This window comes from Halomonas shengliensis, assembly GCF_900104135.1.
GTDB lineage: Bacteria > Pseudomonadota > Gammaproteobacteria > Pseudomonadales > Halomonadaceae > Halomonas > Halomonas shengliensis.
The window spans coordinates 128,937-149,531 of the sequence record NZ_FNIV01000006.1 but is presented as its reverse complement, the minus strand read 5'-3'; the positions used below and the strand labels follow the sequence as shown (position 1 = coordinate 149,531).

Annotated in this window: 16 protein-coding genes and 1 pseudogene; 10 read left to right on the top strand and 7 right to left on the bottom strand. The window is 69.6% G+C overall.

From position 1 onward, the window contains the following. The first annotated feature begins 31 nt into the window (after nucleotides 1-31). The 4 genes from BLP95_RS10815 (at nucleotide 32) to BLP95_RS10800 (ending at nucleotide 5,264) form a co-directional block, all read left to right on the top strand. A complete protein-coding gene (locus tag BLP95_RS10815; protein WP_089679167.1) occupies nucleotides 32-1,201 on the top strand; it encodes a M20 aminoacylase family protein in 1,170 nt (389 codons plus the stop codon). 263 nt (nucleotides 1,202-1,464) lie between these two features. Further along, a complete protein-coding gene (locus BLP95_RS10810) occupies nucleotides 1,465-2,664 on the top strand; it encodes a saccharopine dehydrogenase family protein (RefSeq protein WP_089679163.1) in 1,200 nt (399 codons plus the stop codon). Nucleotides 2,665-2,667: 3 nt separating this feature from the next. After that, the gene (nspC, locus tag BLP95_RS10805; RefSeq protein WP_089679159.1) at nucleotides 2,668-3,846 is read left to right on the top strand and encodes a carboxynorspermidine decarboxylase; all 1,179 of its coding nucleotides are present in this window, start codon (nucleotides 2,668-2,670) and stop codon (nucleotides 3,844-3,846) included. Nucleotides 3,847-3,974: 128 nt separating this feature from the next. Next, complete coding sequence (locus BLP95_RS10800; protein ID WP_089679156.1) at nucleotides 3,975-5,264, top strand: aspartate kinase; 1,290 nt, start codon at nucleotides 3,975-3,977, stop codon at nucleotides 5,262-5,264. 114 nt (nucleotides 5,265-5,378) lie between these two features. On the opposite strand, the gene gap is transcribed toward BLP95_RS10800, so the two are convergent. After that, nucleotides 5,379-6,383 (bottom strand): type I glyceraldehyde-3-phosphate dehydrogenase, encoded by a 1,005-nt coding sequence (gene gap / locus BLP95_RS10795; protein WP_089679154.1) that lies wholly within the window; start codon nucleotides 6,381-6,383, stop codon nucleotides 5,379-5,381. Nucleotides 6,384-6,758: 375 nt separating this feature from the next. Here gap and pyk point away from each other — a divergent pair, with 375 nt between their 5' ends. The 3 genes from pyk to pgi are packed head-to-tail and all read left to right on the top strand — an operon-like array spanning nucleotide 6,759 to nucleotide 10,397. Continuing rightward, nucleotides 6,759-8,216 carry a pyruvate kinase gene (gene pyk / locus BLP95_RS10790; protein WP_089679153.1) on the top strand — a complete coding sequence of 486 codons (1,458 nt, stop codon included), beginning with the start codon at nucleotides 6,759-6,761 and terminating at the stop codon, nucleotides 8,214-8,216. Nucleotides 8,217-8,220: 4 nt separating this feature from the next. Continuing rightward, nucleotides 8,221-8,700 (top strand): methylglyoxal synthase, encoded by a 480-nt coding sequence (locus BLP95_RS10785; RefSeq protein WP_089679150.1) that lies wholly within the window; start codon nucleotides 8,221-8,223, stop codon nucleotides 8,698-8,700. 35 nt (nucleotides 8,701-8,735) lie between these two features. Then, nucleotides 8,736-10,397 carry a glucose-6-phosphate isomerase gene (gene pgi, locus BLP95_RS10780; RefSeq protein ID WP_089679148.1) on the top strand — a complete coding sequence of 554 codons (1,662 nt, stop codon included), beginning with the start codon at nucleotides 8,736-8,738 and terminating at the stop codon, nucleotides 10,395-10,397. Between the two features lie 15 nt (nucleotides 10,398-10,412). Here the strand turns inward: pgi and BLP95_RS10775 are convergent, their stop codons facing one another. Both BLP95_RS10775 and BLP95_RS10770 read right to left on the bottom strand, forming a co-directional pair. Further along, on the bottom strand, nucleotides 10,413-10,805 hold the full coding sequence (locus tag BLP95_RS10775) for a fluoride efflux transporter FluC (RefSeq protein WP_089679145.1): 393 nt from the start codon (nucleotides 10,803-10,805) through the stop codon (nucleotides 10,413-10,415). Beyond that, nucleotides 10,802-11,194 (bottom strand): CrcB family protein, encoded by a 393-nt coding sequence (locus BLP95_RS10770; protein ID WP_089679142.1) that lies wholly within the window; start codon nucleotides 11,192-11,194, stop codon nucleotides 10,802-10,804. The genes BLP95_RS10775 and BLP95_RS10770 overlap by 4 nt, the downstream gene beginning before the upstream one ends. 243 nt (nucleotides 11,195-11,437) lie before the next feature. On the opposite strand from BLP95_RS10770, the gene ybiO reads away from it, so the two are divergent. Beyond that, nucleotides 11,438-13,747, top strand: coding sequence for a mechanosensitive channel protein (gene ybiO, locus BLP95_RS10765; RefSeq protein ID WP_089679139.1), 2,310 nt, complete (start codon nucleotides 11,438-11,440; stop codon nucleotides 13,745-13,747). A 382-nt stretch (nucleotides 13,748-14,129) separates the two neighbouring features. Here the strand turns inward: ybiO and BLP95_RS10760 are convergent, their stop codons facing one another. From BLP95_RS10760 to hemC, 4 genes are read right to left on the bottom strand one after another with little or no spacing between them, the layout of a single operon-like run. After that, entirely contained in the window at nucleotides 14,130-15,386 is a 1,257-nt protein-coding gene (locus BLP95_RS10760) for a heme biosynthesis HemY N-terminal domain-containing protein (protein WP_089679137.1), read from the bottom strand. Beyond that, nucleotides 15,383-16,861: a uroporphyrinogen-III C-methyltransferase gene (locus BLP95_RS10755; protein ID WP_089679133.1), complete on the bottom strand. Its 1,479-nt coding sequence runs from the start codon at nucleotides 16,859-16,861 to the stop codon at nucleotides 15,383-15,385. The genes BLP95_RS10760 and BLP95_RS10755 overlap by 4 nt, the downstream gene beginning before the upstream one ends. Before the next feature lie 7 nt (nucleotides 16,862-16,868). Continuing rightward, on the bottom strand, nucleotides 16,869-17,666 hold the full coding sequence (locus tag BLP95_RS10750) for a uroporphyrinogen-III synthase (protein WP_089679130.1): 798 nt from the start codon (nucleotides 17,664-17,666) through the stop codon (nucleotides 16,869-16,871). Further along, nucleotides 17,666-18,607: a hydroxymethylbilane synthase gene (gene hemC, locus BLP95_RS10745; protein ID WP_089679126.1), complete on the bottom strand. Its 942-nt coding sequence runs from the start codon at nucleotides 18,605-18,607 to the stop codon at nucleotides 17,666-17,668. The genes BLP95_RS10750 and hemC overlap by 1 nt, the downstream gene beginning before the upstream one ends. A gap of 434 nt (nucleotides 18,608-19,041) precedes the next feature. Between hemC and argH the strand changes: the two genes are divergently transcribed. Both argH and lptM read left to right on the top strand, forming a co-directional pair. Beyond that, nucleotides 19,042-20,460, top strand: a complete 1,419-nt coding sequence (argH, locus tag BLP95_RS10740) for an argininosuccinate lyase (protein ID WP_089679122.1) — start codon at nucleotides 19,042-19,044, stop codon at nucleotides 20,458-20,460. Further along, nucleotides 20,460-20,576: pseudogene (gene lptM / locus BLP95_RS17240) on the top strand (LPS translocon maturation chaperone LptM); the annotation flags it as partial. The gene argH and the pseudogene lptM, both read left to right, overlap by 1 nt. Between the last annotated feature and the right edge of the window lie 19 nt (nucleotides 20,577-20,595).

Genomic DNA, 20,595 nt, shown 5'->3' with positions numbered 1-20,595 from the left:
CAAGTGACTATAGATTGAAGGGGAAAGCGACATGAATGCCATCGTCAAGGAACTCCAACAGAACGAAACCCAGCTCCGTGAGTGGTTCGAACACCTCCACCGTCACCCCGAGCTCTCCATGCAGGAGTCGCAGACCGCCAGGTACATCGAGGAGACCCTGCGCAGCTTCGGCGCCTACGAGATCGAGACCGGCATCGGCAAGCACGGCATCGTCGCCTCGCTGAAGGTCGGCGACAGCGACAAGGCCATCGGCCTGCGCGCCGACTTCGACGCCCTGCCGATCCAGGAAAGCAATGATCTGGACTATCGCTCGGAAACTGCCGGCGTCTCGCACCTCTGCGGCCACGACGGCCATACCGCCATGCTGCTGGCGGCCGCCAGGCACCTGGCCGAGACTCGCAACTTCGACGGCACCGTGCACCTGATCTTCCAGCCCGCCGAGGAGACCATGGAGGGCAGCCCGGCGATGATCGCCGACGGCCTCTTCGAGCGCTTCCCGATGGATGCGGTGTTCGGCATGCACAACATGCCGGGGCTGGAGCTCGGCAAGCTCTACTTCACCGAGGGCGACACCATGGCCGCGGTGGACAACTGGGAGGTGGAGATCACCGGCAAGGGCGGCCATGGCGCCTTCCCGGAGCACGCCATCGACCCGGTGGTCGCCGGCTCCTCCCTGGTGATGGCGCTGCAGAGCGTGGTCGCCCGTAACGTGGCCCCGGCCCACCGCGCCGTGGTCACCGTGGGCGCCTTCCAGGCCGGCCAGGCCGGCAACGTGATCGCCCACAGCGCCATCCTGCGCCTCTCCATCCGTACCACCACCCCCGAGGATCGCGAGATGGTGCTGGGCAACATCCGCCGCCTGGTGCAGCAGCAGAGCGAGTCCTTCGGCTGCACCTCGGAGATCCGCGAGGGCGTGCCGGGTGCGGTGCTCACCAACGACCCCGAGGAGACCCGCAAGGCGGCTGCCATCGCCCGCGAGGCCTTCGGCGAAGAGACCGTGTTCGAGGAGGGCCCGACCTATCTCGGCTCCGAGGACTTCGCCTTCATGCTGCAGCAGAAGAAGGGCACCTACTGCTTCCTCGGCAACGGCGACACCCCCTTCGTCCACCACCCCGAGTACGTCTTCAACCAGAAGATCCTGCCCATCGGTGCGGCCTACTGGGTGGCGCTCACCGAGGGCTACCTGGCCAGGCAGGGCTGAGGTCCCGGCAAGCCGCTGCGCCACGGGGCGATTCCGCCCCGTGGCGCCTTGCCGTGAATGGCTCCTTTCACTCTAAACGGCGGGACCGAGAGGCCTCGAAGGCATCGGCAGCAGCGCTACGACCAAGGTCGCAGGCTTGACGCGAAAATCCCTTGCGGCCAGCCTCAAGGGGCGCCATCATCAGCGCCCACTCGCCGGCCCCCTGCCGGGGCGGCCGGGCGAGGCCAAGACACTTACTCTCTACCCGATCTGGATTCCTACCCATGAGCAAAGTCCTGATTATCGGCGCCGGCGGCGTCGGCGGCGTGGTGACCCACAAGTGCGCCCAGCATCCCGAGGTCTTCGACGAGATCCTGCTGGCCAGCCGTAACGAGGCCAAGTGCCGGGCGATCGCCGATCAGCTGGATCGCCCGATCCAGACCGCCCAGGTGGATGCCGACGACGTCGAGGCACTGGTCGCTCTGATCGAGTCGTTCAAGCCCGACGTGCTGATCCACGTGGCCCTGCCCTATCAGGACCTGACCATCATGGAGGCGTGCCTGCGCACCGGCGTGCCCTACCTGGACACCGCCAACTACGAGCACCCCGACGAGGCCAAGTTCGAGTACAAGGAGCAGTGGGCCTTCCAGGAGCGCTACAAGAAGGCGGGCAACATGGCCACCCTGGGCTGCGGCTTCGATCCGGGCATGACCAACATCTACTGCGCCTACGCCCAGAAGAACCTGTTCGACGAGATCCATCGCATCGACATCCTGGACGCCAACGGCGGCGACCACGGCTACCCCTTCGCCACCAACTTCAACCCGGAGATCAATATTCGCGAGATCACCGCGAAGGGTCGCTACTGGGAGAAGGGCGAGTGGAAGGAGACCGATCCGCTGGCGGTGAAGCGCACCTTCGACTTCGACGGCATCGGCGAGAAGGACCTCTACCTGCTCTACCACGAGGAGCTCGAGTCCCTCAGCCAGAACATCAAGGGCCTGGAGCGCATCCGCTTCTGGATGACCTTCTCCGACAAGTACATCACCCACCTCAAGGTGCTCGAGAACGTCGGCATGACCTCCATCGAGCCGATCAAGGTGGGCGATGCCGAGATCGCCCCGCTGGAGTTCCTCAAGGCGGTGCTGCCCGATCCGGCCTCGCTGGGCCCGCGCACCAAGGGCAAGACCAACATCGGCATCATCGCCGACGGCATCAAGGACGGTAAGCGCCGCAAGGTGCATATCTACAACATCTGCGACCACCAGGCGTGCTACGAGGAGGTCCAGTCCCAGGCGATCTCCTACACCACCGGCGTGCCGGCGGTGACCGGCGCCATGCTGATGCTGGAGGGCATCTGGAAGGGTGACGGCGTGTTCAACGTCGAGCAGCTCGACCCCGACCCCTTCATGGCGCGCATCGGCGAGATGGGCCTGCCGTGGCAGGTGGTGGAGCTCGACCCCGACCACGACCCCCTGGCCTGACCCATGGCGAACGCACGCGAGCAGGGCCTGGGCTTCGATCTCAATTTCGACGTTATGGCCTGCCCTTCACCGGCCTATGTGGTGGACGATGCCCTGCTGCGCAAGAACCTGGAGCTGCTGGGGCAGGTCCAGGCGCGCAGCGGGGCCCGCATCCTGCTGGCCCTGAAGGGCTTCGCCATGTGGGACACCTTCCCGCTGGTGCGCCGGTACCTGGTGGGCACCACGGCCAGCGGCCAGGACGAGGCACGCCTCGGCGCCGAGACCTTCGGCGGCGAGGTTCACTGCTACTCGCCGGCCTTCACCGAGGAGGAGATGCGGGTGGTGCTGCGCTACGCCGACCACCTCAGCTTCAACTCCCCGGGCCAGTGGCGGCGCTTCCGCGAGACCATCGCGGGCGCTCCCCGCCGGGTCTCCTGCGGGCTGCGGGTCAATCCGGAGCACTCCACCGGCGCGGTGCCGCTCTACGACCCCTGTGCCCCGGGTTCACGGCTCGGCACCCGGGCCCGGGACCTCACCCCGGAGGTGATGGACGGCCTCGAGGGGCTGCACTTCCACACCCTGTGCGAGCAGAACAGCGACGACCTGGAGTCGACCCTGGCGGCCTTCGAGGCGCGCTTCGGCCACTACCTGGCCGGCCTCGCGTGGGTCAACTTCGGCGGCGGCCACCATATCACCCGCGACGACTACGATGTCGAGCGGCTGGTGCGGGTAATTCGCGGTTTCCGGGAGCGCCATCCGCATCTCACCGTCTACCTGGAGCCGGGCGAGGCGATCGCGCTGAATACCGGCTACCTGGTCTGCTCGGTGCTGGATATCGTCGACAATGACGGCCCCATCGCCATCCTCGACACCTCCGCCACCGCGCATATGCCCGACGTGCTGGAGATGCCCTACCGGCCGCAGATCATCGGCGGCGGCGAGCCGCAGGAGAAGGCCCACACCTACCGCCTGGGGGGCATGACCTGCCTGGCCGGCGACGTGATCGGCGACTACTCCTTCGACGCCCCGCTCGAGATCGGCGACCGCCTGGTGTTCACCGACATGGCCCACTACACCATGGTCAAGACCACCACCTTCAACGGCATCCGCCTGCCGTCGATCTGTCGCATCGACGAGGCGAGCCGCGAGGTGCGCACGGTCAGGACCTTCGGCTACGTGGACTATATGCAGCGGCTCAGCTGAGCCCTGCCCCCCGCCGCCTGAAGCCCCCGACTCGGGGGCTTTTTCGTGCCGGCGCGACACCCCTGGCCCTTCACCGCCGCCGTCGCGGCCTCTAAGGTGGAGGAAAGCCACCGCACAGGGAGTCCGCGATGCCGGAGGTCTACAAGTTCGGCGGCGCCTCGATCCGGGACGCCGATGCCATCCGCCACCTGGGAGAGTTGCTGACCCGCCAGGTGCCGCCCCCCCGCGCCCTGGTGGTCTCCGCCATGGGCAAGACCACCAACGCCCTGGAGGCGCTGCTCGACGCCGCCCGGGGCGACGACAGCGGGGGCTACCGCGAGCGGCTGGCGGCGCTCCGCGATGACCACCTGGGCGTGGCGGCGGCGCTGTTCGGCACGGACGCCCCCGTCGCCGCCGACCTGGAGCGGCTGCTGGCGGCGCTCGATGCCGCCCACCGCCGCCACCGCGACGCCCCCTATCCCGTCCACTACGACCACACCGTGGGCTTCGGCGAGCTGCTCTCCACCACCCTGGTGGCCGCCTGGCTCGACGAGATCGGCCTCGCCACCCGCTGGTGCGACGCCCGCGAGCTGATCGTCACCGACGACCGCCACCAGGCCGCCGGCATCGTCTGGGACGAGACCTGTGCACGGTTGACCGCCCTCGCCACGAGGGACCAGAGGCTGCTGATCACTCAGGGCTTTATCGGCGCCACCGCGGCGGGCGCCATGACCACCCTGGGACGCGAGGGCTCCGACTTCAGCGCCGCCATCCTGGCCCACTGCCTGGATGCCGAGGGGCTGACCATCTGGAAGGACGTGCCCGGGGTCTTCAACGCCGACCCGCGCCGGGTCGACAACGCCCGACAGCTCGAACGCCTGAGCTACGCCGAGGCGGTGGAGCAGAGCTGGCACGGCGCCAAGGTGATCCACCCGCGCACCCTGGCGCCGCTGCAGCGCAAGGCGATCCCGCTCACCGTGCGCTCCTTCCTGGAGCCCGAGGCCACCCCCAGCCGCATCGGCCCCGAGCCCGGCGACGGCGACCGCGTCCCCGCCTGCATCCTGCGCGACGACCAGCGCCTGCTGGACATCCGCCCGGCGGACTTCCGCTTCATGGACGAGGGGTGCCTGGGCGAGGTGCTTGGCCACCTGGCCCGCCACGGCCTGCATGCCAACTTCCTCGAGTGCGAGGCGATGCGCCTGCGCCTGGCCATCGACGCCCGACCCCGGGCGTGCCGGGAACTGCTCGACGACCTGGGGGAGGCCTACCGGGTCGAGGAGACCTGCGGGCTGACCCTGCTCACCCTGCGCCACCCCGACGCCGCGCTGCGCCAGGCGCTGGTCGGCGACCTGCCCGTGGTCACCGAGAAGGCCACCGCCAGCACCGCCCAGTGGCTGCTGCCCAGCGATGCCTGCCCGGAGCGCTGGCGGCTGCCGTAGCGCCCGGGGCCGAGGCGCATTACAGGCGCCGAGGGCGCTTGGCGGGCGCCAGAAACACCAACGCCGGGGCGGCAGCCGCCCCGGCGTTGCTCTGCGGGTACCGTCGGATCGATCTCAGCCGGCGGCGGCCTGCATCGCCAGGGCGGTATCCAGCATGCGGTTGGAGAAGCCCCACTCGTTGTCGTACCAGGCCATGATCTTCACCAGGCGACCGTTCACCCGGGTGTGGTTGGCGTCGAAGGTGGAGGAGTGGGCGTCATGGTTGAAGTCGATGGAGACCAGCGGCCGGGCGTTGACCGCCAGCACCGGGGAGGCCTTCGCCGCCTCGGCGACGATGGCGTTGATCTCCTCGCGGCTGGTGTCACGACCGGCGGTGAAGGTCAGGTCCACCAGCGAGACGTTGATCACCGGCACCCGCACGGCGAGGCCGTCGAACTTGCCGGCGAGCTCCGGCAGCACCAGGCCCACCGCGGCGGCGGCGCCGGTCTTGGTGGGAATCATCGAGTGCGTGGCGCTGCGGGCCCGGTAGGGGTCCTTGTGATAGACGTCGGAGAGGTTCTGGTCATTGGTGTAGGCATGCACCGTGGTCATCAGGCCATTCTCGATGCCCACCGCGTCGTTGAGCGCCTTGGCCACCGGGGCCAGGCAGTTGGTGGTGCAGGAGGCGTTGGAGACCACCCGATGCTCGGCGGTGAGCACGTCCTCGTTGACGCCATACACCACGGTGGCATCCGCATCGGGGCTCGGCGCGGAGATCAGCACCCGGCCGGCGCCGGCCGCGAGGTGCTTGGCCGCCGCCTCGCGCTTGGTGAACAGGCCGGTGCACTCCATCACCAGGTCGACGCCCAGCGACGCCCAGGGCAGGGCGGCAGGGTCACGCTCGGAGAGGGTGGCGATGCGCTGTCCATCCACGCTCAGGCTCTCCTCGTCGTGGTCGACGGCGAAGGGGAAGTGACCGTGCACGGTGTCGTGGCGCAGCAGGTGGGCGTTGAGGGCGGGGTCGCCGAGGTCGTTGATGGCCACGACCTGCACGCGATCGCGGTAGCCGTTCTCGAAAAGGGCCCGCAGCACGTTGCGGCCGATACGGCCGAAGCCGTTGATGGCGATCTTGAGCGGCATGGTGCTCTCTCCTCCCGTGGGGTCCTGTGAGTCTCCGGTCGAGCCCGCCGGCGGGGAATCCGGCCCGGGGTTCACGAACGAGATTCGCGAAGGGGGCGAGGCCGGCATGGCAGCCTGCGGCGCCTGACGATGGCCCATAATGTGACGCAAAGTGATCACGGGCTCAAGAAATTTTTAGTAACTTTACAACATATCGAGCCACCGGATGCCCGCCACCCATGCGCTCGCGAGCTATGACATCGGTTCACTTCCTAACGATCATGGGGCCTGCGGAGCGGCCGTGCCGGCAACGCCCGGCCGGCCTGAATGTAGTAAAGTTACCTACAAGGCGCTACCCTTGTCGCCACACTACAACTGCAGCGAAGGAGGCACTCGATGTCGACACAGCCGATCCACGACCCCATCCGGCGCACCAAGATCGTCGCCACCCTGGGCCCCGCCAGCGACCGCAACGGGGTGCTCGAGGCGATGATCGCCGCCGGCGTCGACGTGGTGCGCCTCAACTTCTCTCATGGCTCGGCCGACGACCACCGCCAGCGCCTGACCCGCGTCCGCGAGATCGCCGCTCGCCAGGGGCGCAGCGTCGCCGCCCTGGGTGACCTGCAGGGGCCCAAGATCCGTATCGCTCGCTTCGCCGAGGGGGCCGTGGAACTGGTCGAGGGTGAACCCTTTATCCTCGATATGGCGCTGGCCAGCGACGCCGGCACCCGCGAGCGGGTCGGCTGCGACTACAAGCAACTGATCGACGACGTCGCCCCCGGCGACCGCCTGCTGCTCGACGACGGCCGGGTGGTGCTCGACGTCAGCGGCGTCGAGGGGCGCGAGATCCATACCACCGTGACGGTGGGCGGGCGGCTCTCCAACAACAAGGGCATCAACAAGCAGGGCGGCGGCCTCTCGGCCCCGGCGCTGACCGACAAGGACCGCGCGGACCTCGCCACCGCGGTCGAGATCGGCGTCGACTACCTGGCCGTCTCCTTCCCGCGCAGCGCCGCCGACATGGCCGAGGCCCGCGACCTGCTCGGCGAGGCCGGCCGCGAGATCGGCCTGGTGGCCAAGCTCGAGCGCGCCGAGGCGGTGGCCGACGCGGCGACCCTGGACGGCATCATCCAGTCCTGCGAGGCGGTGATGGTGGCGCGCGGCGATCTCGGCGTGGAGATCGGCGACGAGAAGCTGATCGGCATGCAGAAGCGCATCATCAAGCGCGCCCGTACCCTGAACCGTGCGGTGATCACCGCCACCCAGATGATGGAGTCGATGATCGAGGCGCCGCTGCCCACTCGTGCCGAGGTGTTCGACGTCGCCAACGCCGTGCTCGACGGCACCGACGCGGTGATGCTCTCCGCCGAGACCGCCGCCGGCGACTTCCCGGTGGAGACCGTGGAGGCCATGGACCGGGTCTGCCTGGGCGCCGAGCGCGAGAAGGTCGCCCAGGAGTCGGGCCACCGCATTCACGAGGGCTTCACCCAGATCGACGAGACCATCGCGCTCTCCGCCATGTACGCCGCCAACCACCTCTCCGGGGTGGCGGCCATCGCCTGCATGACCTCCACCGGCTACACGCCGCTGATCGCCTCGCGCATCCGCTCGGGGCTGCCCATCGTCGGGCTGGCCCACAGCGCCATCGCCCAGCGGCGCATGGCGCTCTACCGCGGGGTGGTCTCGCTGCCCTTCGACACCAGCGAGATGACGGCCGAGGAGCTCAACGACTGCGCCCTGGCGCTGCTGGTGGAGAAGGGCATCGCCGAGCCGGGCGACCATGTGATCCTCACCCGCGGCGACGAGATGAACGCCCATGGCGGCACCAACACCATGAAGATCCTGGGGGTATGACACCATGAGCGAGTCCCGACCGCGTCGCACCGTGACCCGCACCCTGCCGGCAAGGAAGCGCATCGCCCTGATCGCCCACGACGGCAAGAAGGCGGAGCTGCTCGAGTGGGCCGGCCGCTGGCGCGAGACCCTGGCCCGCCACGAGCTCGTCGGCACCGGCACCACCGCCGGGCGGATAGCGAAGGCGCTGTCGCTGCCGGTGCAGGGGCTGATGAGCGGCCCGCTGGGCGGCGACCAGCAGATCGGTGCGCTGATCAGCGAGCAGCGCCTCGACCTGCTGATCTTCTTCTGGGACCCCTTCGCCCCCCAGCCCCACGACCCGGACGTCAAGGCGCTGCTGCGCCTGGCGGCCCTGTGGAACCTGCCGGTGGCCTGCAACGCCGCCAGCGCCGACTTCCTGCTCGGCTCGCCCTGGCTCGACCAACCCTACACGATGACCATCCCCGACGCCGGGGCCTGGGTCTCGGACCGCACCACCGACTGAAGCCCCCCACCACCGACAACGACACGAGGCCGACGATGTTCCAGCTGACCCGCAGCGTGACCTGGCAGGCCCTGAAGCGCCTGCATGAGCAGACCGCCAACGACCGCATCCGCGACTACTTCGCCGCCGACTCGCAGCGCTTCGACAGGATGAGCCTGCGCGTGGGCGGCCTGTTCCTCGACTACTCCAAGCACCAGCTCTCCGATGCCGTACTCGACAAGCTGATCGAGCTGGCCGAGCACTCGGCGCTGGTGCAGCGTCGCGCCCAGATGTTCTCCGGCGACATCATCAACGTCACCGAGGACCGCCCGGTGCTGCACACCGCCCTGCGCAATCTCGGCAAGGGGCCGCTGATGGTGGACGGCCAGGACGTGATGCCGGAGATCCAGAGCACCCGCGAGCAGATCCGCACCTTCTCCGAGGCGGTGCGCAGCGGCGAGTGGAAGGGCTACAGCGGCGAGCGCATCAAGGACGTGGTAAACATCGGCATCGGCGGCTCGGACCTGGGCCCCAACATGGCCAGCCGGGCGCTGCTCAAGTACCGCCACCCGGAGCTCAGCTTCCACTTCGTCTCCAACGTCGACGGCACCCATATCCAGAAGGTGCTACGCCGCCTCGACCCGGCCACCACCCTGTTCATCGTCTCCACCAAGACCTTCTCCACCCAGGAGACCCTGCTCAACGCCAAGACGGCGCGCCGCTGGTTCCTGGAGAACGCCGGCCCGGACGCCGACGTGGGCGCCCACTTCGTCGCCGCCTCCACCAACAAGAAGGCGGCCACCGAGTTCGGCATCCGCGAGGAGAATGTCTTCGAGTTCTGGGCCTGGGTCGGCGGGCGCTACTCCATGTGGTCCTCCATCGGCCTGCCCATCGCACTGTCCATCGGCTACGACGGCTTCATGGAGATGCTGGAAGGCGCCTACGAGATGGACCAGCACTTCCTCACCGCGCCCTTCCGGGAGAACATGCCGGTGCTGATGGCGCTGATCGGCATCTGGTACATCAACTTCGTGGGCGCCGAGACCCAGGCGATCGTCCCCTACGACCAGGCGCTGCATCAGCTGCCGGCCTTCCTCCAGCAGCTCGACATGGAGTCCAACGGCAAGTCGGTGGACATCTTCGGCCACCCGGTGGACTACAAGACCGGGCCCATCGTCTGGGGACAGACCGGCTCCAACGGCCAGCACGCCTTCTTCCAGCTGCTCCACCAGGGCACCCGCTATGTGCCCATCGACTTCATCGCCTCGCTAAAGCCCGAGCCCGGCGTCGAGGAGCACCACTTCGCGCTGCTCACCAACATGCTGGCCCAGGCCAACGCCTTCATGGAGGGCAGCCAGCAGGACAGCCGCCTGGACCCCTACAGCTGCCCGGGCAACCGCCCCTCCAGCACCCTGCTGCTCGACGAGCTGACGCCCCGCAACCTCGGCGCCCTGATCGCGCTCTACGAGCACAAGGTGTTCGTCCAGGGGGTGATCTGGAACATCAACTCCTTCGACCAGTGGGGCGTGCAACTGGGCAAGCGCATCGCCGGCGAGATCAGCGAGCGCATCGACACCAACGCCGGCGACTTCGACCCCTCTACCCAGGGGCTGCTGGCGCTGGTGCGCGAGCACTTCCCGCGCGGCGAGCCGACCACGACCGAGGCCGAAGCCAAGGCCACCGGCGAGAAGGGCCGCAAGGGCAAGGAGCGTGGCTGAGGAGAGGCAACGGGATCAGGGACGCCGGGCGGCCTGCCGCCGGCCGGCGTGGTCGCCGGCCCAGGCGGCCCCCAGCCAGGCGACCAGGCTCAGCGCCACATAGCCCAGCGCCGCCGCCGCGCGGCCCTGGCCCATCAGGGCCAGGGTCTCGAGGCCGAACAGCGAGAAGGTGGTGAAGCCGCCGCAGAACCCGGCCACCAGGAAGGGCTGCCAGCGCGCCACCCGGCCATGCTCGCGATGGGCGGCCCAGGCGGCGAACAGCGCGATCAGCGCCGAGCCGAGCAGGTTCACCGCCAGGGTCGCCCAGGGGAAGCCGGGGGTGGCGAGCCACACGCCGAGCTGGTGGCGGGACAGGCTACCTAGGCCGCTGCCCAGCCCCACCACCGCATAGCCACGCCAGGCGCTCACGGCAGGCCCCCGCCCAGCCAGGCGCCCAGCGCCAGGGCGGCGAGGCCGGCGAGCAGGGTCGCCGACACATAGCCGGCGGCCGCCGTGGCGCGCCCCTGCTGCCACAGGCTCAGGGTCTGCAGGCTGAAGGAGGAGACCGTGGTGTAGCCGCCCAGCAGGCCGGCCCCCAGCAGCGCCCAGGTGGTGCTCGGCGTCACCTCGCCGAGCGGGTCGCCGGGCAGGCCGAGGGCGGCGGCCAGCAGACCCATGGCCAGGGCGCCGCTGACGTTCACCGCCAGGGTGCCCCAGGGCAGGTGGCTCCCTAGCCGGCGTCCCACCAGGTTGCCGAGCGCCAGGCGCCCCATGCCACCCAGGGTCCCGCCGACCAGTACCGCCAGCCACTCCGGCATTCGCACCGCTCCCCGTACCAAAAAAAACGCCACCCGAGGGTGGCGAAAGAGTATCGCATGCTTGCCGCATCGACGGCAGGAGGCGCCGCCGATGGAACAAAGATGACACATAAATCCCAGCATGTACAATTAATGTACATGAATCTGCCGTCACGGGCCCGGGGTCGTGGCACCACGGCAAAGCCCGTATCATGTCGGCTGGACACATCATCGCCCCACACGCCAAGAGACGGAGGTCACCGCGTGAATCCCAAGCGAGCCCTACCCCTGATGCTCGGCTGGCTGCTGCTCGCCCTGCTGGCGCTGGCGGCTCCCGCCCAGGCCCAGCAGGACGGCGGCGAGAACGCCCCGCCGGCCTACGCCACCCTGGCCGACCTGCTGGAGAACGAGCAGACCCGCCAGGAGCTGATCGACCAGCTGCGCGGCATGGCCGGCGACGTCGCCGCCTCGGTCCCCGCCGAGGCGGTGGAGGAGGAGGCCTCGCTGCCGCGGCAGCTGGCCCAGGTCACCAGCCGCGTGGCCGGCGACGTCGGCGCCCAGTTCGATGCCATCGTCTCCGCCATCGGCGGCATGTTCTCGAGCGACCTGGAGAGCACCTTCGATACCGCGGCCTTCATGACGGCGGCCATCAACCTCGGCCTGGTGATCCTCGCCACCCTGGCGCTGTTCATGATCTTCCGCCGCCTGGCGCGGCCGCTGTTCACCGGCATCAGCCAGTGGTCCCTCAACGGTAGCGGACTGACCCCCATCCTGCGCCTGGTGATCTGCGTGGCCCTGGCCGCGGCGGTGGACGTGCTGGTGGTGGCCTTCGCCTACCTGGGCGGCAACCTGATCGCCACCTTCGCCATCGGCGAGACCGGCGAGCTCTCCACCCGCGCCTCGCTGTTCCTCAACGCCTTCCTGGTGATCGAGCTGCTCAAGGCGGGCGTGCGCATGCTGTTCGCCTCGCGCTACGAGGGGCTGCGCCTGCTGCCGATCGGCTCCGACGAGGCCTCCTACTGGAACCGCTGGATCGCCCGGCTGATCGGCCTGGTGGGCTACGGCCTGATGGTGGTGGTGCCGCTGGTCAACGCCTACGTGGCCCCCGCGGTGGGTCAGGGGCTGGGCACTCTGATCATGGTCGGTGCCTTCCTCTATGCCGTGGTGGTGGTACTCAGGAACCGCAAGCGCCTGCGTGACGCCATCAACCACAAGGCGAGCCAGGCCAGCATGGCGGCGAGCCGCGTCACCCTGCAGCTGTTCGCGCGCATCTGGCACCTCTTCGCCCTGGCCTACTTCGTCATGGTGCTGACGGTGACCCTGACGCGGCCGGTGGACGCCCTGCCCTTCGTGCTCTTCGCCACCCTCAAGACCATCGCCGCGGTGGTGGTGGGGCTGCTGCTCTCCAGCTTCCTGACCCAGACCATCGGCCGGCGCATCCGCCTCTCCGATGACCTGCGGCGCAAGCTGCCGCTGCTCGAGCCGCGCCTCAACAGCTACGTGCCCAATGCCCTGCGGGTGATCCGCACGGTCATCGTGGTGCTGGTGGTGATGGTGGTGCTCAACGCCTGGGGTGCCTTCGACCTGGCGGCCTGGTACGCCTCCGAGGCGGGTCGCGGCCTGGTCGGCAAGGTGGTCAGCGTGGCGGTGATCCTCGCCATCGCGGTGATGGTGTGGCTGGCGCTGGCCAGCCTGATCGAGCACAAGCTCAACCCCGAGACCGGCGGCGGCGTGCCCTCGGCCCGTGCCCAGACCCTGCTATCGCTGTTCCGCAACGCCCTGGCCATCGCCCTGGTGACCATGACGGCGATGATCGTGCTGGCCGAGATCGGCATCAACATCGGCCCGCTGATCGCCGGTGCCGGGGTGCTGGGCCTGGCCATCGGCTTCGGCGCCCAGAAGCTGGTCCAGGACATCATCACCGGCATCTTCATCCAGGTGGAGAACGCCATGAACACCGGCGACGTGGTCACGGTGGGCGGCGTCACCGGCACCGCCGAGAAGCTCAGCATCCGCTCGGTGGGCATCCGCGACCTCTCCGGCACCTACCACCTGGTGCCCTTCTCCAGCGTGGACACCGTCTCCAACTACATGCGCGAGTTCGGCAACCACGTGGGCGAGTACGGCATCGCCTACCGCGAGAGCATCGACGAGGCGATCGAGCAGCTCCAGCTCGCCTTCGAGGACCTGCGCGCCAGCGAGGAGCACGGCCACAAGCTGCTCGAGCCGCTCAACGTGGCCGGCGTGGTGGCCCTGGCCGACAGCTCGGTCAACATCCGCGTGGTAATCAAGACCACCCCCGGCGACCAGTGGGCGGTGGGCCGCGCCTACAACCGCCTGGTCAAGCTGCGCTTCGACGAGGCTGGCATCGAGATCCCCTTCCCGCATACCACCCTCTACTTCGGCGAGGACAAGGAGGGCCGTTCGCCCGCCGCCAACGTGCGGGTGCTGGAGTCTCGGGCGGCGCGCAGGCCCGCCGGGGAGGCGCACCACGACGACCCCGGTCACGGGGTTCAGCAGACCGCCGACGCGGACCACGAGAAGCCCAGCGGTGACGACGTGGACGAGCCCTGACCCGGGGCAAGTACCCGGCGTCACACAGCGGGGCCGCCTTCGGGCGGCCCCGCTGTTTTTCGATACATCACAGACTGGCGTGAGCCAGTTCGACAGGATCCATGAACGGCCGGCACTTCACGGGCAGACAGGCAGCAGTGGTGGGAGGCCGGGTTCCCCGGGCGAATGGAGGCCAAGGGCCTCCCGGTAATGTCTTTAACGATTGGCAACATCGCCTGGGCGCCTGGCGGCGCCATTCGCCCGGCAGAGCCGGCCTCCCACAAGGCTGCATTCACGCTACCCTTTTCTTTCCTGCTCCACCGTCTTCGTGCGTCGGATACGCGAAGGGGGCGCCGAGGCGCCCCCTTGAGGTGGAGTGTGGAGTGGCAGGCTAGGACCGCCGTCAGGAGGCCTTCTTCGCCTGCTTCTCGTCGAGCACGTCCTTGTCCTCGCTGGGCTGGGGCAGGGAGGGCAGCGACTTGTCGAGCAGCTCGACGCTCTGGCGGTAGTAGAGCTGGCTCTTCTGGTGCTCGCCGAGGTTGGCGAAGAGCCGCGCCAGCTCGGCGCAGACCACGCCGCTGGGACGCTGGCGCTGGCTCGCCTCGAAGTACTCCTGGGCCTTGCCCCAGTAGGCGTTGCGCAGTGCCAGGCGGCCCAGGGTGAGCAGCAGGTCGGGATCGTTGGGGCGCTCCTGCAGCCACTTCTCGGCGGTGACCAGCTGGCGCGAGGCATCCACGCCGAGCAGGCCATAGCGCAGCACCAGGCGGCTGTCCCAGTGCTCCTTGAGGGAGTGGCGCAGCAGCCGCTCGGCGATGGGCTCCTGGCCGCCGCGCACCAGCGCCTCGGCGTAGAGCACGATCAGCTCGACGTCGCCGCGCAGGTGGTCGGGCATGTCCGCCCACAGGCTGCGCACCGTCTCGATATCGCTGCCCTCGCGGGCCTCGCGCACGATCAGCTCGCGGTAGGCGCGCCGCTCCAGCTGGTCGCGCTCCTCCGCGGAGATCAGCTGCTGGGCGCCCAGCCGCGGCATCAGGCGGCGCAGGCCGTCCCAGTCGCTGACGCTGAGGTAGGCCTGCTTGAGCTGCTTGAGCACCTGGGGGTGGTTGGGCAGCTGGCGGTCGAGGCGGGTGAGGATGGCCAGGGCCTCCTCGTACTGCTGGCGGTCCAGCATCAGCTGGGCCTGCATCATGCCCACCGCGGTGTCGGCGCCCTCGGTGCTGAGGTGGGCGCGCTTGAGCAGGGTGTCGGCCTGCTCGAAGCGCCCCTGGTAGTGGGCCGCCAGGGCCGCGGAGAGGTAGTTGACCAGCGGCGTGCTGGAATCGTCCGCCGCCTTGACCAGCGACTTCTCGGCCCGCTTCCAGCGCCCCTCGGCCAAGGCCACCAGGCCGCGCACGGTGCGCTTCATGGCGTTGCGGTTGCGGGTGCGGCTGTTCCACACCTTGAAGCGCGACACCGGGCGGCTAAGACGCATCAGCAGGCGCAGCGCGAAGTGCAGCACCAGGAAGGCCGCCAGCAGCAGGACCAAGCCGAACCAGAAGGAGGTCTGGAAGGAGGTGTCGCCCACCCGCACCAGCCAGTAGCCGGGTACCGACATCATCAGCTGCCCGAACAGCGCGCCGATGGCCAGCCCCAGGACGATGATCAGTATCAGCTTTCTCATGCCTCATCTCCCTGGCGCGACTCGAAGCGCCGCTCGATGAATTCGGCCAGGGCCTGCTGGGACGCGCTGATGTCGGGCAGCTCGGGCCGCACCGCCGCGCCCTTCAGCTCCGCGAGGCGCTCGAGCACCGACTGCACACCGCTGGCGCCAGTGTCGTAGTAGCCCTCGATCAGGGTGATCGCCTTCTCGAGGCTGGCCTGGTAGAGCTCCGGCTCCTCCTTGAGCAGCGCCAGCTGGGCCTGCTCGATCACCAGGCGCACGCTCTGGCGCAGGTAGGACTCCTGCTCCGGCGAGATCAGCGCCTCCAGCGCCTCGTCGTGCTGGCGCACGGTGACCAGGTCCTTGAGCTCCTGGCCGAAGCGCGACAGCTGCTGCTGCCAGGTGCCGCTGGGCGCCTCCTGCATGCTGGAGCGGGCGGTGATCTCCTCGATCTCCTGGGAGAGCGGCTGGCCGGCGATCTGCTCCTGCTGAGCGTTGAGCGCCAGCCACAGGCCGGTGCGGTCGACCTCGGGCACCGACTCCAGGGCGGCGAGCTCGCTGGCGATCTCGCGGCGCACCGGCACCAGCGCCGGGTTGTCGGCCTCCTTCAGGCGGGCGTCGGCGGTGCGCAGCAGCGCCGCGGCGCCCTCGACGTCGCGCTCCAGTTGGAGGCGCTGGTTGGCCAGGCGCAGCAGGTAGGCGGCCTCGGCATGCAGCCAGTCGCGCTCGTCGGTCTGCTGCTCGCTTGAGAGCTCGGCCAGCACCCGGTCGAGGGTCTCGTCGACCTCGCCGCGGTAGTCGCTGAAGTCGCTCTCCAGCGAGGCGATGGCCTCCTCCAGGGCGGCCTGGCGCTCGGCCTCGGCCTCCTCGAAGCGCGCCTGCAGGGCGTCGAGGTCGCTGGCGGTGGCGGCCTGGCTGGTGCGGGTCTCAAGCTCCGCGATACGCGCCTGCTGGGCCTCGAGCTTCTGCCACGCCTGCCAGCCGAACAGAGCCGCGGCGATGGCCAGCAGGATCACCAGCGCGATGGCCACGGCGCCGGCCTTGCCACCCTTGCCGCCGCCGCCTCCTGCCGCTGGCGCGGCCGGGGTGGCGTTACCGCCGCCGGTGGCGCGGTTAGACGGAGCGGCCTTGGCGGATGACTGGCTGGCACCGGCCTTGTCGTTCGCGCCGGGCTTGTCGGCGGTATCGGCGCCGGAAGCGGCGGGCTTGCCGCCCGTCTCCTTGCCCTTGTCCGCCTCGCCGGCGGAGCCGGACGCCGCCTTGGCGTCGGCCTTGTCGTGGGAGCCACTCGTCGCCGAAGCGGCGGCCGCCTGGCCACCCTGGGCGCCGGTCTGGCTGGTACCCTCCTGGCGGGACCTGTCCTGGTTGGCCTTGTCGTAACGGCGGGAGCGTCGCCGCCCGGCGGTGCCTCCCTTGCCGGCCCCGTCGCCCGAGGTCGCCGATTGTGCGCCGTCAGACGCCTTCTGCTCTTCCTGCTCGTGTGGTTGCTTGCTCATCTTGTCGCTAGCCCTTTTCGAGATCGTCTTGATCGACATCGGCTTCCTGCGGGTCACAGGCATCGGCCACGGCCGTCGCCAGCGCCGTCGGGGTGGCGCCGCGCGCCACGACGGGGGCACGAAACCCCAGCTTGCCGGCCAGTGTAGCCAACCGGGCGCTGGAAACGATTAGCGGTTGGTTCAAGGCGGCACCCGTGCACCATCTTGCCAGATATTCGAGGATTTCTCCGCTGCTGACCACCAGCGCGCGGAAGTCGCCCGCCGCCAGGCGCTCGGCCAGGGCGGGAGTGGGGGGCAGGAGGCGGCGGCGGTAGAGGGCCAGGCGGGTCACCCGGGCGCCACGCCCGGCGAGGGTCTCGGCGAGCAGGGGGCGTCCGCCCTCACCGGCCACCAGCAGCACCTTCTCGTCGTCGAGGGTGCGCAGCGAGCCCAGGGTCAGCAACGCCTCGCTGGTGTCCTCGCCGGCCGCGGTCGGCGGCACATGGACGCGCACCCCGAGGCGACGATGCAGGGCCTCGGCGGTGGCCGTCCCCACGGCGTAGTAGTCGATACCCAGCGGCAGCTGGGGCCAGAAGCGGTCGAGCGCCTCGGCCAGGCACTCGGCGGCGAAGGGGCTCACCACCACCACCCGCCGGAAGTGGTCGAAGTCGAGCCAGGCGGCGCGCTGCTCGGGGGTCTCGGGCAGCGCCTCGAGACGCATCGCCGCGAGGCGCGCCACCGGATGGCCCCGGGCCTCGATCGCCGTGGCGAGCACGTCGCCGCGCTCCCCGGGGCGGGTGATGATCACCGGCGTCGAGGCGGCCATCAGCCGGCGCCGTAGACCTCGTCGAGGATCTCGCCGGCGCCCATCTCGAGCAGCTCCTCGGCGACGCGAATGCCCAGCGCCTCGGGCTCGTGCATCGAGCCGCGGCCCTCGGCGCGCAGCACGCGGCTGCCGTCCGGGGTGCCCACCAGGGCACGCAGCCACAGGGTCTGGCCGTCGTCCTCGAACACTGCATGGCCACCGATGGGCACCTGGCAGCCGCCCTCGAGGCGAGTGTTCATGGCCCGCTCGGCGCGCACCCGGGTGGCGGTGGTGGGGTCGTCCAGCGGGGCCAGCAGGCCGATCAGCTCGGGGTCGTGGAGCCGGCACTCGATGCCCAGGGCCCCCTGGCCGCAGGCCGGCAGGCACACCTCCGCCGGCAGCTCCTGGGCGATGCGCGCCTCGAGCCCCAGACGCTTGAGCCCCGAGGTGGCCAGCAGGATGGCGTCGAACTCGCCGTCGTCGAGCTTGCCCAGGCGGGTCTGGACGTTGCCGCGCAGGCTCTCCACCTCCAGGTCCGGGCGCGCCTCGCGCACCTGCAGGGCGCGCCGCAGGCTGGAGGTGCCCACCCGAGCACCCTCGGGCAGGGCGTCGAAGCTGGCGTAGTGGTTGGAGACGAAGGCGTCGGTGGGCTCGGCACCCTCGAGGATCACTGAGAGGCCCAGCCCCTCGGGGAAGTGCATGGGCACGTCCTTCATGGAGTGCACGGCGATGTCGGCACGGCCATCGAGCATCGCCTCCTCGAGCTCCTTGACGAACAGCCCCTTGCCGCCGACCTTGGCCAGCGGGGTGTCGAGGATCTTGTCGCCGCGGGTGACGATGGGCACCAGCTCCACCTCGAGCCCCTCGTTCAGGGCCAGCAGGCGGTCGCGGACATGTTCGGCCTGCCACATGGCCAGTTGGCTCTTGCGCGTGGCGATACGCAGCTTGGTGATGGGTTGCACGAGGTTCTCCCTGTACCGGTTCCCTGGTCGACGGCGGAGGCGCCGGCGCCCGGCGAAGTGGCATGCGTGACGCACGGATGCCCTCATCATAAAGCACCCGGCGGGGGAGGAAAAATCCACGCTCCGCCCGCCCGGGGCCATCGCGGTCGGCCGTGCGGTGATTATAGAAAGGCGCCGGGGACAGGTCGAAGAGGGGGTCCTATGCCAGGGATGGCATCGGTAGCGCCCAGGGAGGGGTTTACAGCGCCCCCTCGAAGGCCTGTCGCCGGGAAAGCCTTGCGCTGTTTCTATCTGCGATAGCCCTGCCGGGCGCCCCTCGCCTGGCCCGGCGACTCTGGTACACTCCTGCCCTATCGCGTCGGCCGCCGTGCGAGCGGTGGCCGCGGGGGCCGATGCCCCAGCCAACCGCAACCCGTCAGGCAGGATCCCGACCGATGACCTCGACCCCTTCCAGCTCCGGCACCAACCAGTCCTGGGGCGGCCGCTTCAGCGAGCCCACCGACGCCTTCGTCGCCCGCTTCACCGCCTCGGAGGCCTTCGACCGCCGCCTGGCCTTCCACGACATCCAGGGCTCCATCGCCCACGCCACCATGCTGGCCCGGGTCGGCGTGCTCAGCGACGAAGAGCGCGACGCCATCATCGCCGGGCTCGATGAGGTGCGCGGCGAGATCGAGCGTGGCGAGTTCCCCTGGTCGGTGGAGCTCGAGGACGTGCACATGAACATCGAGGCGCGGCTGACGGCGAAGATCGGCATCACCGGCAAGAAGCTGCACACCGGCCGCTCGCGCAACGACCAGGTGGCCACCGACATCCGCCTCTTCCTGCGCGACGAGATCGACCAGGTGGCCGCCGAGCTGGCCCGCCTGCGTGAGGGGCTGATCACGCTCGCCGACCGCGAGGCCGACACCATCATGCCCGGCTTCACCCACCTGCAGACCGCCCAGCCGGTCACCTTCGGCCACCACCTGCTGGCCTGGCAGGAGATGCTCGCCCGGGATCACGAGCGGCTGCTGGACTGCCGCCGCCGGGTCAACGTGATGCCGCTGGGCGCCGCGGCGCTGGCCGGCACCACCTACCCCATCGACCGCCACGTCACCGCCGAGCTGCTGGGCTTCGAGCGCCCCGCCGAGAACAGCCTCGACGCGGTCAGCGATCGCGACTTCGCCATCGAGTTCACCGCCTTCGCCAGCCTGCTGCTGATGCACATGTCGCGGATGAGCGAGGAGCTGGTGCTGTGGACCAGCGCCCAGTTCGACTTCATCGACCTGCCCGACCGCTTCTGCACCGGCTCCTCGATCATGCCGCAGAAGAAGAACCCCGACGTGCCCGAACTGGTGCGCGGCAAGTCCGGGCGGGTCTACGGTCACCTGATGGGCCTGCTGACCCTGATGAAGTCCCAGCCGCTGGCCTACAACAAGGACAACCAAGAGGACAAGGAGCCGCTGTTCGACGCCGTGGACACGGTCAAGGACTGCCTCAAGGCCTTCGCCGACATGATCCCCGCCATCGAGCCCAAGAAGGCGCAGATGGCCGAGGCCGCCCGCCGCGGCTTCTCCACCGCCACCGACCTGGCCGACTACCTGGTGCGCAAGGGGGTGGCCTTCCGCGACGCCCACGAGATCGTCGGCGAGTCGGTGGCCTACGGCCTCCGCGAGGGCAAGGACCTCTCCGAGATGACCCTCGACGAGCTCCGCCAGTTCTCCGACACCATCGAGCAGGACGTCTTCGAGGTGCTGACCCTGGAGGGCTCGGTGGCCGCCCGCAACCATATCGGCGGCACCGCCCCCGACCAGGTGCGCGCCGCCGCCCAGCGGGCCCGCGAGGCCCTCGCCAGCCTGACGGGAGGCGCCTGATGGTTCGCCTTGCCACCCCGGCGTTCGGCCTGGCGCTGATCCTGGCCCTGGGGCTCGCCGGTTGCGGCCAGAAGGGGCCGCTCTACCTGCCCGGTGACGAGCAGGCCGCCGAGCAGTACGGCCCCCGCGAGGCCG

Bases quoted from the DNA above. Each gene is read 5' to 3' on its own strand.
- nspC (WP_089679159.1), top strand. From the start codon at position 2,668: ATGGCGAACGCACGCGAGCAGGGCCTGGGCTTCGATCTCAATTTCGAC.
- BLP95_RS10800 (WP_089679156.1), top strand. From the start codon at position 3,975: ATGCCGGAGGTCTACAAGTTCGGCGGCGCCTCGATCCGGGACGCCGAT.
- BLP95_RS10760 (WP_089679137.1), bottom strand. From the start codon at position 15,386: ATGAGAAAGCTGATACTGATCATCGTCCTGGGGCTGGCCATCGGCGCG.
- BLP95_RS10815 (WP_089679167.1), top strand. From the start codon at position 32: ATGAATGCCATCGTCAAGGAACTCCAACAGAACGAAACCCAGCTCCGT.
- BLP95_RS10785 (WP_089679150.1), top strand. From the start codon at position 8,221: ATGAGCGAGTCCCGACCGCGTCGCACCGTGACCCGCACCCTGCCGGCA.
- BLP95_RS10755 (WP_089679133.1), bottom strand. From the start codon at position 16,861: ATGAGCAAGCAACCACACGAGCAGGAAGAGCAGAAGGCGTCTGACGGC.
- pyk (WP_089679153.1), top strand. From the start codon at position 6,759: ATGTCGACACAGCCGATCCACGACCCCATCCGGCGCACCAAGATCGTC.
- BLP95_RS10750 (WP_089679130.1), bottom strand. From the start codon at position 17,666: ATGGCCGCCTCGACGCCGGTGATCATCACCCGCCCCGGGGAGCGCGGC.
- pgi (WP_089679148.1), top strand. From the start codon at position 8,736: ATGTTCCAGCTGACCCGCAGCGTGACCTGGCAGGCCCTGAAGCGCCTG.
- argH (WP_089679122.1), top strand. From the start codon at position 19,042: ATGACCTCGACCCCTTCCAGCTCCGGCACCAACCAGTCCTGGGGCGGC.
- gap (WP_089679154.1), bottom strand. From the start codon at position 6,383: ATGCCGCTCAAGATCGCCATCAACGGCTTCGGCCGTATCGGCCGCAAC.
- BLP95_RS10810 (WP_089679163.1), top strand. From the start codon at position 1,465: ATGAGCAAAGTCCTGATTATCGGCGCCGGCGGCGTCGGCGGCGTGGTG.
- BLP95_RS10770 (WP_089679142.1), bottom strand. From the start codon at position 11,194: ATGCCGGAGTGGCTGGCGGTACTGGTCGGCGGGACCCTGGGTGGCATG.